Origin of the sequence: Flavihumibacter fluminis (assembly GCF_021491375.1) — a bacterium.
Classification (GTDB): Bacteria; Bacteroidota; Bacteroidia; order Chitinophagales; family Chitinophagaceae; genus Flavihumibacter; species Flavihumibacter fluminis.
The window spans coordinates 1097437-1111432 of the sequence record NZ_JAKEVY010000002.1 but is presented as its reverse complement, the minus strand read 5'-3'; the positions used below and the strand labels follow the sequence as shown (position 1 = coordinate 1111432).

Genomic DNA, 13996 nt, shown 5'->3' with positions numbered 1-13996 from the left:
ATTTAGTAAATATTACGCGGACAATCGAGTTGCCGTCCCATGGATTTTCCATTATATCCGGAGCGGCCTCCACTTCCCAACCTGAAATTTACAGTGATTCCCTGGAAATAATACCAGTCTTTAAATTCAGGTCCGCCACGAACGGAGCCCGTAGGATAGTTTGGATTGGCACTTCCATTTTTTAGTTCATCACCACGATATGCTAGTTCAACGGCAAGCGGTCCCCTGGCTGCCAGCAATTGATCCGGATCAGCATAAGTGGTACTTACATCATCCAGATAGTCTGTAAACGTTTTACGCAGGCCTACCTCATAGCCAAGGGTGATCCGGTCATTAACTCTTAACATCACACCACCGCCGAATGGAATTACCAGTTGAACCCGTTTATAAAATTCTCTCTCAGGATAAGCAGCCAGCCCTTGCCCTTCCGTACCCAATGGCTGGAGGTAAAATTTGTTTCCAAGAGTATCATGTGTATAGGGATCAAATCCAAATACACCCACGCCGGCAACCAGGTAGGGCGACCATTTTTTTGTTTCCAGATCCATAAACCGAAATATCGCCTGAATACTTCCTTCCAGGATCTGACTTTTAAAATTCAGGTTCCGGTTTCGCAAACCGGCATCTTTATTAAATCGGTCATCGGCACTTATTCGGCCATAATTGGCCATCCCCCGAACCGAAAAATATTTGTTAATATCATATTGTATGCCCATTCCGAGTGCAATCTGGGCCTGTTGGGTGGTAAATCGCCGGTCCTGCAGATCACCCTGGTAATTGGCTACTCCACCAAAACCTACCAGTTGCCAGCCTTGCGCCATCAGCGATACAGGTAGAAAAGCCAGAAAGGCCATCAGAAAATTTCGCATAAAGTCGGTTATAAACTAAAAGTAGCAAGTTTTGAGCCAAGCTCTAAGCGTTAAAACACGGGACTTTAGTATACTGGGACTCTCCCTGCTAACCGTTGGCTACAATTCCGTGATTTTTATTCAGCTTAACTAATCGTATATACTTACCAGTTATAAAAAAAGGACCTTTTGAAAAGGTCCTTTAACTATTTCGCAACGGATACTCAATACCCAAGTATTTTCAGCATGCTCTGAGCAGACTGTTCTTTGGCATACACCCAATCCACCAGTTTTCCATTTTTGTCGTGGCCCACAATGATATGCTTGGGCGATGGAATCATGCAATGTTTGATACCGCCATAACCACTGATCTGGTCCTGGTAGGCACCTGTATGGAAGAAGCCGAGATAAAGCGGTTCCCCTGTTCCTACCTTGGGAAGAAACACTTCGTTGATGTGTTCTTCTGAATCGTAATAATCATGCGAATCGCAGGTAATACCTCCCAGTACGACTCGCTGGTATTCCTCATCCCATTTATTGATAGGCAGCAGCAGGAATCGTTCACCAATACCCCAGGTATCGGGTAGTGTAGTTATGAAAGAAGAATCAATCATGTACCAGATCTCCCGATCGTTCTGGGTTTTCTGGGCTATAACCGAATAGATATGTGCCATACTCTCCCCTACCGTATAACTTCCAAATTCGGTGTAAATATTCGGCATGGGCACTTTCGCCTTTTTACAGGCAGACTTGATATTACTTACAATTTCATTAATCATGAACTGGTAATCGTAATCAAATCCCAACGAATGTTTGATTGGGAAGCCGCCACCGATATTTATGCTGTCCAGTTCAGGGCAGATTTTTTTCAGCTGGCAATAGAGGTTGATTACCTTATTCAATTCTGACCAGTAATAGATATCGTCTTTAATACCCTTATTCAGGAAGATATGCAACATCTTCAGCTGGAATTTATTTTCGTAGCCTTCGATCTGGTCGACATAAAATTCCAGGATATCTTTTGCCCTGATACCTAACCGGGATGTATAAAAGGGGAAATTGGGTTCTTCTTCTGCAGCTACCCGGATCCCGAGTTTAAATGGTGCACGAACCGATTTACGGTAGTCTTCCAGTTCGTTTACGTTATCCAGTACAGGAATTACATTTTTAAATCCGCTGTTGATCAAACCGGCAATCCGTTTGGTATACGTCTTCTGTTTGAACCCATTACAGATGATAAAGGTTTCCTTATTGATTTTCTTTCTGGCGTAGAGTTTTTTAATGATCTCGATATCATACGCATAAGATGTTTCCAGGTGGATATTATGCTTGAGTGCTTCTTCCACCACAAAGGAAAAGTGGGAACTCTTGGTACAATAGCAATAAAAATATTCCCCTTCATACTTATGCTTTTTGAAAGCATTAGCGAACATCTGCTTGGCTTTGTTGATCTGCATGCCAATTTTCGGTAAGTAGGACAACTTCAGGGGTGTTCCATACTTATCGATCAGTGCTTTCACATTAAGGCCATTGAATTGGAGGTAACCGTCTTTTACCTCGAAACCTTCCTGGGGGAAATTGAAGGTTTGATCTACCAGGTCGAAGTAGGTATTGTTCATCTAGCGGAAAACGTGATTAATTGGGTGATACATATAAGGCACAAACCTATAAGAAAATCATGAATAAATGGGAAATAAAAAAACCGGCTCCAAAAGGAACCGGCTAATTCTTGCGGAGTATATCCTGATACCTTATTTTACAGAAGCAACCAGGGCCTTGAACGACTCAGGGTTGTTCATTGCCAGGTCAGCCAATACTTTACGATCCAGTGTAATTCCTTTTTCATTCAGTTTGTGAATGAATACGGAATAAGTCAGACCTTCTTCACGTACTGCTGCGTTGATACGGGCAATCCAAAGAGCGCGGTATTCACGCTTCTTCAATTTACGGCCTACATAACTGTAGGTCATCCCTTTTTCAACCAGGTTTTTGGCTACTGTATAAACATTCTTACGTTTGCCATAGTATCCTTTGGCTTGGTCAAGAATCCTTTTTCTGCGTGCTCTTGAAGCTACTGCGTTTACTGAACGAGGCATATGCTAATGAGTTTAAATTTGGTGATTAAATAAAATTATTTAAGACCCAGCAGGCGTTGAACAAAGAATAAATTGGGTGCTGCAACAACGCCGTCTTTGCGCATAGCTCTTTTCCGTTTTTTGGATTTCTTGGTGAGGATGTGACGCTTGTGAGATTTCTGGTGAGTGATCTGTCCGGAAGCTGTCACCTTGAAGCGCTTCTTCGCGCTTGAATTGGTTTTTACCTTTGGCATTTTGATAACTAAAAAAGTTACGCCCTGCTGGCGCCCCACACTGGTGGGAACTTTGTGAGCCATTTGGGCAATACCACCATGTTGCCATGATGCCCCTAAGGGAGCGCAAAGGTAAATCAGTTTCCCGAAATAACCAACCGCAATGTCTTTTTTTGTTGTCCGGTACTTACCCTCAACACATAAACTCCGGCTGGAAGCCCCCAGGTTAGGGGTGCCAGGCTGATCCAATTCGATCCTGCGACTATACTGTTTTGCTTAACAGCCAGGCGTTTTCCCGCGATATCGGTTAATTCAAGCTGGACCTGAGCACCATCCAACCGGTCCACCTTCAATTTCATTTGATCACCCGGACCGGGATTCGGATATACCTGTACATTCAACGCCGACTCAAACTGAACGATCCGAATTGCGGAATAACGCACGGTTCCGTTTGCATAAGTAAGTTTCAAACGGTAATAATAAGTTTCAGGCACCAAAAGTTCTGGGTCTGTATAGGTACCAGTAAGCGGACTGCCTGCATTCAAATCCCTGGTGTATAGAGTTTCAAATCCTCTATCGGAACTAGTGGAGCGTTCCAATTCCAAACGAATTAACCCGTTCCAGTTTGCTATTGACCAGTCCAGCCGCGCCTCCCGGTCTTTACCGGAACGAACTGCCATAAAATCCAGCACCGCCAACCGGGTATTTAGGCCAATATAAAACTCTCCGTATAATCCGGCAGGAAGCTCCAGGTAATAACCTTTGTCATATGGAACGAGATCGAAACCTTCCGGATCCCATACCGTTTCATACCCTTCCACATTATCAGACAAGCGCTGATTAACAGTTGATACAGGTCCCGCGTAGCGGAAAACAGACAGGTCATACGCACTTAAGCTCCTTGAACAGGTATCACAGGGATTGGTATTTAACCAGGACTGGATCTTATCATCCGAAACATACAGGCGCACCCTGCCATTTTGAGCAAGTGTACTGTTTCCTGTTTGAAGAGACCAGTTATATGGAAGAACCGGATTGCCGAATAGCTCGGACGCTCCTTCCAACTGGGCAAAGCGAATTTGTACATACCCGGCTGCCCCCTGCTCTGGCTTCAGCTCCGCCAACAATTGATTGGAACTAAGCGCAGGAGTAAAACCGGAATCCCTTACCGATAGATTCAACAGTCCACTGGAACTACCTATAAAAGAAGGATAATTCCTATTATAGATATGAAAATCATCTAGTAAGAATCCACCAGGAGTTCTTGGCATTACATTTGAAAACCCATTTCTGGCCAGTGATAGCAATCGGAATTGGACCCTGCCCAGGTTGTTTGGCAAGGAGGTAGTGATCAATCTCCATTGATTGCTACCAACCGGATCACAATCCGTCCAGGCTGATTTTGCCGGGTTGTTATACCATTGTAATTGATCGGGTTGTTCCAGTAGTCGAATCCAGGTGCGACCGGTATCAACTGAATATTCAAAGAAAACAGAATCTCTGCCTTCACATAATTGCTTATTAACGGATGCAGATAAATAGGGTTGTTGCAGGCCACTCAGGTCAAAAACCGGGCTCACCAGATATCCTGATGGAACTATAAAACCGATGCCCTGAATGGAAGCAATCCATTGGGTACCCCAGAAAGCTTTTCCATTCGCCGCCTTAAAAGGAGCGATGGATTCCGTTAATCGGGAAGAATGTTCATACAGGAAAGTTGACCCCCAGCCCGATTTTCCCTGCTCAAAGCCCTCGAGATAGGGAAATTGATCAACCTTTCGGGCATAAGCCCAGGTTGCACTTAAGCTGTCATCAGCGGAATATTCATCTCCTTCTGCATCTATCCAGGCTTTAACAGGCGCTACCGCATCAGGCCAGTTCAATACAGGGATCCGGAAACTTACAATAGCGGTGTCACCTGCTGGAATGGATGGCACCCTCAGCAATTGCCGTTTACCATCGGGAGTTTCAATACCGAATGCTACCGATGCACTGGGAGATTGCCTGTTGTTCCTTGCCCAGAGATAGCTGAGCACAGAATCGCCATCGGTAACATTTTGCTTTTGATAAGCAAAATAAACCAGCTTGATGTCTTCTGAAACTTTAAAGAAGCGAAGCTTCTTAAGCACCTGCAATTGTTGCTGGTAACTGGAATGAATAAACCTGAAACGTATTTGAAAACTGGAACTGAATTCCTGACCGTGTCTGGCCAATACTTCGCTAATATTCAGATAGTCAATGACCGGTTGCTGGGTCATCGGATCCAGCAGTGCAACGCCCAGCCAGGAGGAAGTATCATTTCCCCTTATAAAACAATCCATTTTTAACTGGCCAAAGTCAGGAATATCCAGAAACATTCGAATGTCATCTGCAACTGAATAATTTTCAAAGTTATAATTACCAATTAGTTGCAGTATTTGACCTTCAATTTTACTACTAATAAATAACCCCTGATTCCGGCGGGTATCTAATTTCAAAGAAGCTGCCGTTATTCCTGCATCCCAAGCTGTCAAACCAGCAAGGCCAGGGTATCCGGGAGAATAGATGCTGGTATCTGAAATATTCTCCAGATTTTCTTCAAATGGGAGTGTTAAAGGTTCAGTAGTAAGGTACCGCCAATTTATGGCGGCAGTATCATTTGTCGGATTAATATCGCCTGCAGCCTTTAAGATTAACCTTAGATTGGCCGATTCTCCCGGAACTCCAATGGGTCTTAAGCGGGAAGTCCAGGTAAACGGCTGCGCCGGATTCCATTTCCTTACGATGGTATCCGTTTCCAGCAGATTCTCGTTTTTATAGAGGAGCAGGAATACAGTATCGCTGATAGCCAGGCTACCTTCATTACGAACCACTACTGTAAGAGGATCCAATGAATCTTTAACCGATGGAGCCCTGCTTACCAGGAAGGCTTGTTGCACAGTTACAGACAGGTCCCCATTGGTTCCTGTACCTGAACAAATCCCAGCGCCAGTCAGCAGCCTTTTCGCGATGGCGCGCTCACCAAAAAGTCCGTTCAAAATCGGTTGAACCGTGAACCAATAGGGTTTCCCATTTCTTAATCCATCCACCTGGTAACTGGTATCCGAAGTTATCCCGATCCTTTCCATTTTTTTTCCATTATACATGAGAACCGCGAATGAATCGATTCCAGCGAGTTTGGTCCACCGCAACAGGCCCCTGGATTCACAGGTACTCGAAACTGTAAAATTGATTTCTGGTAGGATGCGGAAAGGGGCCGAAATACGTTCCAGTCCGCTGGCAACATGGGTTAGTTTTACCAATACTGAAGTGTTGGTACTGGAAGGAACAGTCCAGGACCTCCAGCCCGGTTGAGATACGCCGCTGGTTATGGGCGTCCAGCTAATGCCATTATTCAGCGAAAAGGAAAAACTATATTCGTCGTTCTCATGCCCTGGAAACCGCCATTGTATTACACGGCGCTCTCCATGTTTAAACAATTCTCCTCCGGCCGGCTGTAAGAGTTCGAAACCTGGTTCTTCCCAATTGTATACGATTTTATATAGCTGAGGACCAAAAGGAACTTCAAAGCCTTTTACTCTCACCCGGTATCTGCCGGGAAGCGCTCGATCAATCACTACCTGCTCAATATTATTCAACCGATCTTTTCCCCTTGTTGCCTGTGCCAGGACTCCTGCAGCGCTGGTATCCAGGATAAATGGATCATATATGGATCCGTCTGGTAATTCAACCGTAATATCAAGGTCGTTCACCAGTGCTTTGGCAGTATAAAAAGATGCGGGGCGATCATGCCAGTATAACATGATTCGAAAATCAGTGACTTCCTGGTCCAGCTGAATTTCCATAACCTGCTCCTGTTGGTGATTAACTGCTCCGGAAAACCACTGCTTTTTATTCATCGTCTCCAACGCTTTGTAGGTATTCAGCCAGCCAAAGCCATTGGCAAAATCAACATAAGGTGTTCCAAGATCTGTGGCGGTATTGCAAATCAGGGCCTTCATGAGCGCACCCTCCGGATCTGCTCCATTAAAGAGTTGGCGATAACGTTCATAGAGCAATGCTAATCCGCCCGAAACCTGGGGACAAGCCATGCTGGTTCCATCCAGCCGGCCGTAGTTATTGTTGCTGGTGGTAGATAAGACACTGGTACTTACAGCCACGATTTCGGGCTTGATCCTGCCATCGAGGGTAGGCCCTTTGGAATATACATTTACTGAACCATTGTCGTTGGTACCACCTACAGTCAGTACATTTTTGGCAGCCTGAAATGCATTGTCTATGGTGCGGTAGCTAACGGGAAAATTCCCACACTGAAGCGTTCCTGCATTTCCTGCCGCGAACACATGCATCAGGTTTGGCATATCGAGCAGTTGCTGATCGGCCTGCCCGCAGTAACCCGAGTATTGTCCTGAATAAGGCAAACAGGAACTTCCTGCACCATAGGAATTATTCGTAATGACCATCCGTTTCTCCTGGTAGAGCCGGGGGGTTTGAAAAATAATCGTATTGAAATAATCAACCTCGAGCTCCGCATCAAAAGCATAACCACGCATAACCGGATTAATATGTCCCTTTCCTGCCATCGTTCCGGCCACATGCGTCGCATGTGTATTACCGTTATACAGTTGCCCTTCCTCATAAAAGTTATGATCTATATGGTAGATTCGGCCCCCATCGCCAATTCCTATGGTTACACCTTTTCCTGTTAATCCGGGCAAGCCATTTGCGCCCAGGTGAAGCAGGTTCCCGAAATGAGATTCTGTACCAATCAGATTTAGCTCAAAAAGTTCTGGTGCTGGCAATGCATACAGGGTAAAGGGTTCGGCCATTAATTTTTCAAGGGCGGGGCCATTCAATTTCATCTCCAGCATTCGGTTGTATAACTGTCGGATTTCTCCGGTTGTGGGCGCGTCTTTCCCCAGTAGAGATACGATCTGGCGGACAGCAGCTGCTGAATCCATTCCTTCGGTAAACCAAATATGCCAGTTGGTTTTTGACTGGTTGTTTTGAAGCGTTGCCTGCTTTGAATAGCCGGACTCCAGTTTCAGGCTGGTCGGCAACATAAAGAGACCGTTTATACCAAATGCCCTGAGCTCCGATTCTGTAACAGGCTGATTCAGTCTGGCCAGGTAGGTCTTGCCTGGTACATATTCCAGCAATTCGATCCCTTTTGAGGCGAGGTGTTTTTTCTTTTCCGGTGTTGGTATATCCTGAAATCTGAGAAAAAAGGTTTGCTTACTGGAATTAGCATGAAGATTTTTCCAAAGGGCAGCCGATGGAGGAGCCGAGGCAAAAAACTGGTTGGCCAACGGATCTTTGAACAGTACGGTTTGGGTGCCTGGAGCCGGGTGCTGAGCCCAGGTTGTCGAATGACAGCTGAGCAGTAAAAACAGTACCCTGACTAACAGCAGGGGTTTAGGCATATAAAAGATATCTTCTTAAATATAACCCCTAATTCGACATTTTCGTATGTATGTGGAAGGATTTTAACGACAAAAGCCCGCAAATGCGGGCTGTTGTATCTTATCTGGAGGCAATTATTCGCCGCCTTCTTTTTTCTTTTTCTGACTTTTTGGTGCCCAAATAGCAAGCATCCGCTTTCCTTCCATCTTGGGCATCCCTTCCAGCACACCGAATTCGGACAGTCGTTCCGCAAACTTCAGGAGCAATAATTCTCCACGGTCTTTAAACTGGATCGCTCTTCCCCGGAATTGCACATAAGCTTTTACCTTATTCCCTTCTTTGAGGAATTCTTCAGCGTGTTTAGCCTTGAAATTGAAGTCATGGTCATCCGTATTAGGAGTAAAACGGATCTCCTTCACTTCACTCTGCTTGGCTTTCGCCTTCATTTCCTTTTCCTTCTTTTTCTTCTCGTAAAGGAATTTATTGTAGTCAATAATCTTACAAACCGGAGGATCTGCCTGGGGGGAAATCTCCACCAGATCAAGTCCCTGATCCTGGGCCATTCGCTGTGCTTCCTGGATGGAATAAATACCTACTTCTACATTATCCCCAACCAGTCGGACCTGTGGTACACGAATCATCTGGTTGGTTCTGTGTTCCTGCTGCTGTTCTTTTTTGAACCTGGGATTAAAAGCCCCCCTGGGAGGCCTGGGTGGAAATGCCATTTACTTTATTTGGTTAAACAATTTACTTCCCGAAATTAAATCATTTTTTAATCTCCGCTACTCCGTTCCTTAATTTCCCGTGTAATAACGGTTACAAATTCTTCAATACTCATCGTGCCGGCGTCTCCCTTGCCCTGTCTGCGAATGGAAACCTTGCCTTCACTCACTTCTTTCTCACCTACAACTAACATGTAAGGTACCCTTTGAAGTTCAGTGTCTCGGATCTTTTTTCCGATTTTCTCGTTTCTGTCATCAATAGATACTCGTACCCCCGCTGCCTTCAACTGATTTTTAACCGTTTGGGCAAAGTCCATGAACTTATCACTAATTGGCAGGATTTTTACCTGTTGCGGGCTCAGCCATACTGGCAGTTTACCTGCATAGTGCTCCAGCAGGAAGCCAATAAACCGCTCATGGGTGCCAAGCGGAGCACGGTGAATAATCAATGGAGTATCGTGATTGTTATCAGCTGTGGTATAGCTCAGTTTGAAGGAGCGGCCCTGTGAAAAATCAACCTGGTTGGTAGCAAGGGTAAACTCACGACCGATTACACTATATATCTGAACATCTATTTTGGGGCCGTAAAAAGCCGCTTCATCCTGGACTTCTACAAAAGGAATTCCGGATTCAATGAGTACCTGCCGAACCATTGTTTCGGTCTCTTTCCAGAGTTCCGGTTCATTTACATATTTCTTACCCAGCTTTTCAGGAGAATGCAAACTGAGTCGCATGATGTATTTATCAATTCCGAAAATCTTAAAATACTTCAGATACATTTCATTCACCGCGCGGAATTCCGATTCGAACTGCTCCTTGGTGCAATAGATGTGTGCATCGTTCATATGCAGGCAACGTACCCGCATCAATCCAAATAATTCACCACTTTGCTCATACCGGTATACGGTTCCATATTCGGCTATGCGGTAGGGTAAGTCGCGATAACTCTTTGGCTCCGCTGCAAAAATTTTGTGGTGATGCGGACAGTTCATCGCGCGCAGGTAATATTTCTCTCCTTCAAGTTCCATTGGCGGATACATGCTATCGGCATAATACGGCAGGTGACCACTGGTGAGGTACATGCTTTCTTTAGCGATATGCGGAGTAACTACCCGATGGTAACCAGCTGCTTCTTCTGTTTCTTTGGCCAGTTTTTCCAGCTCTTCAATGATGATGGTACCGTTGGGCATCCACATGATCAATCCCTGACCAACATCATCGTCCATAGTGTAGATGCCAAGCTCTTTACCAAGTTTGCGGTGATCACGTTTTTTAGCTTCTTCCAGCATCGCCAGGTATTCATCCAACTCTTTCTGACTGGGGAAACTTACACCATAAACGCGGGTAAGCATTTTGTTTTTCTCATCTCCTTTCCAGTAAGCCCCTGCAATATTGGTAAGTTTCACTGCTTTGATCAAGCCGGTGTGCGGGATATGAGGTCCTCGACAGAGATCCGTAAATGCTCCCTGGGTATAGAAGGTAATCTCACCATCCTGCAGGTTTTGCAGCAGGTCAAGTTTGTATTCGTCTCCTTTCTCTTCGAAATAGGCGATCGCATCGGCCTTTGAAATTTCCTTCCGGAGGAACGGATTGTTTTGTTTGGCCAGCTCTTTCATTTTGGATTCAATCACCTTCAGATCCTCTTCATGAAGCGGCCTGCCTCCTAAATCAATATCATAGTAAAATCCGTTCTCAACGGGAGGTCCCACCCAGAATTTAACCCCGGGAAAACGATCTTCGATCGCTTCAGCCATGAGGTGAGCAGTAGAATGCCAGAAGGTACTTTTTGCATCTTTTTCTTCCCAGGAAAGAAATTTAATAGTGGCATCCTGGTAAATAGGGCGATTCAGGTCCCACACCTGCCCGTTTACGCTGGCAGCCAGAATTTTACGGGCCAGGCCTTCGCTAATGGATTTGGCGATATCAAGTGAAGAAGTACCGGGGGCATATTCGCGTTGGGCTCCATCCGGAAAATGAATTTTGATCATTGGTTGTACAGTGTTTTAACTTTGCAACTCCTACGAACGAGTTGAAAGGAGTGCAAAATTAACGAACTATTGCCACAATAACTGGTTGAGCGGTATATAATTGAGGACCCTTTTTTCTTAAATTGAACGACTAACAGGAATTCATGAGATTGATTTTTACGTTCTTGGTTTGGATAATTACGGCTCAGGTTGGAAGCGCACAGGATATCAGCGGTGTCTGGCGGGGACATTTCCGTCAGAATAACCGATCCTTACAATTGCTCAACCTGGAAGACCGGTATCGGTTTGAAGTACAGTTACTGCAGGAGGGTAAAAACTTCAAGGGAGTAACCTACTCTTATAAAACCACTGAATTTTATGGTAAGGCCGATGCCAGGGGTTCCATTCATACCGGAACTAAAAAAGTTTACCTGGAGGAGTTGAAGATTGTGGATGTCCGGATGCGGCAGGGAAACGATGCCTGTATCATGACCTGTTTCCTGCAATATACCCGGAATGGGAATGAAGAATTTTTGGAAGGCACCTATGTAAGTATGAACACCCGCGACTCATCCGATTGCGGACGAGGCACGGTATTCCTGAGAAAAGTACCTACCTCTGATTTTTACCTGGAACCTTTCCTGGCGGAACGTCAAAAAAAGCCAAAGGGAGAAGAAAATATTCGAATAAATGAAGCTCCACCATCCAGGCCACCAGTTCAAAAGTCGCCAACTCAACCTGCAAAACCGGTAAAGCCACCGGTAAAACCAACACCAAAGATTGAGAAAGAAAAAACGCCTGAACCTCTACCTGCTCCATTGCCGCAGGAAGAAATCAGGAAGCCGGCAGCTCCAGTAGTGGTGCCTCCGGTGCTTAAGGAACGGGCAAATGAAATAGTGAAAACCTTTACCGTAACTACCCGAAAAATTTCAATTAGCCTGTACGACAATGGCACTATAGATAGGGATACGGTATCTGTGTACCTGAATAACCGCCAGGTGGTATCCCGTGAAATGTTATCCCTTTCTCCCATTGTAGTGGAAATAGACCTGGAGCAGGAGAACGATTATGTGGAACTGGTGATGGTAGCAGAAAACCTGGGTGAGATTCCACCCAACACCTCGCTCATGATTGTAAAAGCAGGCACCAGGCAGTATGAGGTTCGGATTACATCTACGGAGCAGAAAAATGCGATGGTCGTGTTTAAATTCCAGCGCGAATGAAAGTGCTGTTCATGATGGCAGGAATGCTGCTGTACCTGGTATCTGGTGCACAGGACCTGAATGGGATCTGGAGAGGTTCGCTTACCCAGGAACCGGGAGGCTGTTTTCCAGTTTATAAACTGGAAATCCAGTTAATCAGCAGCGGAACAAACGTTGAGGGATATGCATTTGATTACTATGACAAAACCCGTTTTGTCAAACATCATTTTAAAGGAACCTATAATGCAACCGATAAAAAACTGATCCTGAAAGAAGATCAACTGCTGGAAGTCCAGATACCCTACGATTGTGTAGTATGCACGAAAATTTATGAATTGGTCTATACAAAAGAGCAGACCAGGGATGCTTTATCTGGAAGCTGGACAGGAGTTGAAGCGGAAAGCAAAAGACCTTGTCCCGCTGGTAAAATCACCTTATATAAAGAATTTCAGCCTGATTTTCCGACCTCCCTAACCGATTCTTCCCAACTCGTGAACCAGCAAAGCCTGCTGAAAGTAAAGCAGCGTACAACAGAACTGGTGCAGACACTGGTGCTGGATAGCCCGACTATAAAAATTGACCTATACGACAATGCGGAAATTGACAACGATACGGTAACGATTTTTCTGAACGACCGGTTGTTGCTGTATCAGCAGCGACTCACCAACCAGGCCCTGAGCGTAACCGTGAAAGCGGTTGCGGGAGAAGTGTACGAACTCATTATGTATGCAGATAATTTAGGCAGCATACCTCCTAATACGGCATTGATGACAGTAAGTTCAGGGCGGGATAAGTATGAAGTACGCTTATCTGCTTCGGATAAAAAAAATGCAGCGGTCAGGTTTCGGGTACGGGAGCGATAGGTAGCTTTTAAGCAGAATAAAATGAATATTAAAAAATAATTAATTAAATTCAACTTCTATAAATCGTTGAAAATTAATGATTTTAAATAAAACCGAATCTTAAATCAACCTATAAGTTGATAATATGAAAATTTCCTGTATTTTTAGAAAGAAAGATCGAGAATTTCTTTGGGCTATTAATGAAAAAAAAGGTAAAAAAGATATTGATGTATTTAGTAAACTCTTAGAAGATTTCACAAACACCGAATATTTATATGAGTTTTTTAAAAAAAATCAAGACCTATTAAATACTCCCTTTTGGGAAGGAATTACAATTGATAAAGCAATTGAAAAAGTATTGGATGAAATTTACAGCATTGAATTAGAACTATACTCGATAGTTAATCAGCTACCTGGTTACCAACATAGTTCATTATCTGATGTTTTTGTACCGCTGCATGAGAACATATACTCCTTAAATTTTACAAATGAAAATTTCCGAAAAGGTAAAGCGAATGTTCTAAAACCTATGATAAGGTTATATGCAATCGAGCTTGAAGACGGGATATTTATTATAACTGGAGGAGCAATCAAATTATCTCAAAAAATGGATGGCCCAAATTTTGAATATGAAATTAATAAACTCAATAGCCTAAAAAAGTTTTTAAAGCAAGAAAACATTATTGATAAAGATTCCTTAATAGATTATTTAAATAATCAATAGT

General features: G+C 44.2%; 10 protein-coding genes. 3 read left to right on the top strand and 7 right to left on the bottom strand.

The genetic code is table 11. The features are described from left to right. Nucleotides 1–2: 2 nt before the first annotated feature. The 7 genes from L0U88_RS11030 to thrS form a co-directional block, all read right to left on the bottom strand. Nucleotides 3–869 (bottom strand): DUF6089 family protein, encoded by an 867-nt coding sequence (locus tag L0U88_RS11030; RefSeq protein ID WP_234866105.1) that lies wholly within the window; start codon nt 867–869, stop codon nt 3–5. Nucleotides 870–1072: 203 nt separating this feature from the next. Further along, nucleotides 1073–2467, bottom strand: coding sequence for a type III PLP-dependent enzyme domain-containing protein (locus L0U88_RS11025; RefSeq protein WP_234866104.1), 1395 nt, complete (start codon nt 2465–2467; stop codon nt 1073–1075). A 132-nt stretch (nt 2468–2599) separates the two neighbouring features. Beyond that, entirely contained in the window at nt 2600–2944 is a 345-nt protein-coding gene (gene rplT / locus L0U88_RS11020) for a 50S ribosomal protein L20 (RefSeq protein WP_150847143.1), read from the bottom strand. Between the two features lie 35 nt (nt 2945–2979). After that, a complete protein-coding gene (gene rpmI / locus L0U88_RS11015) occupies nt 2980–3240 on the bottom strand; it encodes a 50S ribosomal protein L35 (protein WP_434801959.1) in 261 nt (86 codons plus the stop codon). A 53-nt stretch (nt 3241–3293) separates the two neighbouring features. After that, nucleotides 3294–8558 carry a S8 family serine peptidase gene (locus L0U88_RS11010; RefSeq protein ID WP_234866103.1) on the bottom strand — a complete coding sequence of 1755 codons (5265 nt, stop codon included), beginning with the start codon at nt 8556–8558 and terminating at the stop codon, nt 3294–3296. A 114-nt stretch (nt 8559–8672) separates the two neighbouring features. Beyond that, nucleotides 8673–9263 (bottom strand): translation initiation factor IF-3, encoded by a 591-nt coding sequence (infC, locus tag L0U88_RS11005; protein ID WP_234866102.1) that lies wholly within the window; start codon nt 9261–9263, stop codon nt 8673–8675. Between the two features lie 47 nt (nt 9264–9310). Beyond that, on the bottom strand, nt 9311–11248 hold the full coding sequence (thrS, locus tag L0U88_RS11000) for a threonine--tRNA ligase (protein ID WP_234866101.1): 1938 nt from the start codon (nt 11246–11248) through the stop codon (nt 9311–9313). Between the two features lie 143 nt (nt 11249–11391). On the opposite strand from thrS, the gene L0U88_RS10995 reads away from it, so the two are divergent. The 3 genes from L0U88_RS10995 to L0U88_RS10985 all read left to right on the top strand — a co-directional run bounded on the left by L0U88_RS10995 (nt 11392) and on the right by L0U88_RS10985 (nt 13995). Continuing rightward, nucleotides 11392–12450: a hypothetical protein gene (locus tag L0U88_RS10995; RefSeq protein WP_234866100.1), complete on the top strand. Its 1059-nt coding sequence runs from the start codon at nt 11392–11394 to the stop codon at nt 12448–12450. Beyond that, complete coding sequence (locus tag L0U88_RS10990) at nt 12447–13292, top strand: hypothetical protein (RefSeq protein ID WP_234866099.1); 846 nt, start codon at nt 12447–12449, stop codon at nt 13290–13292. The genes L0U88_RS10995 and L0U88_RS10990 overlap by 4 nt, the downstream gene beginning before the upstream one ends. Before the next feature lie 124 nt (nt 13293–13416). Beyond that, nucleotides 13417–13995, top strand: a complete 579-nt coding sequence (locus L0U88_RS10985) for a hypothetical protein (protein ID WP_234866098.1) — start codon at nt 13417–13419, stop codon at nt 13993–13995. The last annotated feature ends 1 nt before the right edge of the window (nt 13996 follow it).

What these genes read in the sequence shown, in the direction of transcription:
- L0U88_RS11030 (WP_234866105.1), bottom strand. Translation starts at nt 869, where the DNA reads ATGCGAAATTTTCTGATGGCCTTTCTGGCTTTTCTACCTGTATCGCTG.
- L0U88_RS11025 (WP_234866104.1), bottom strand. Translation starts at nt 2,467, where the DNA reads ATGAACAATACCTACTTCGACCTGGTAGATCAAACCTTCAATTTCCCC.
- rplT (WP_150847143.1), bottom strand. Translation starts at nt 2,944, where the DNA reads ATGCCTCGTTCAGTAAACGCAGTAGCTTCAAGAGCACGCAGAAAAAGG.
- rpmI (WP_434801959.1), bottom strand. Translation starts at nt 3,240, where the DNA reads ATGGCTCACAAAGTTCCCACCAGTGTGGGGCGCCAGCAGGGCGTAACT.
- L0U88_RS11010 (WP_234866103.1), bottom strand. Translation starts at nt 8,558, where the DNA reads ATGCCTAAACCCCTGCTGTTAGTCAGGGTACTGTTTTTACTGCTCAGC.
- infC (WP_234866102.1), bottom strand. Translation starts at nt 9,263, where the DNA reads ATGGCATTTCCACCCAGGCCTCCCAGGGGGGCTTTTAATCCCAGGTTC.
- thrS (WP_234866101.1), bottom strand. Translation starts at nt 11,248, where the DNA reads ATGATCAAAATTCATTTTCCGGATGGAGCCCAACGCGAATATGCCCCC.
- L0U88_RS10995 (WP_234866100.1), top strand. Translation starts at nt 11,392, where the DNA reads ATGAGATTGATTTTTACGTTCTTGGTTTGGATAATTACGGCTCAGGTT.
- L0U88_RS10990 (WP_234866099.1), top strand. Translation starts at nt 12,447, where the DNA reads ATGAAAGTGCTGTTCATGATGGCAGGAATGCTGCTGTACCTGGTATCT.
- L0U88_RS10985 (WP_234866098.1), top strand. Translation starts at nt 13,417, where the DNA reads ATGAAAATTTCCTGTATTTTTAGAAAGAAAGATCGAGAATTTCTTTGG.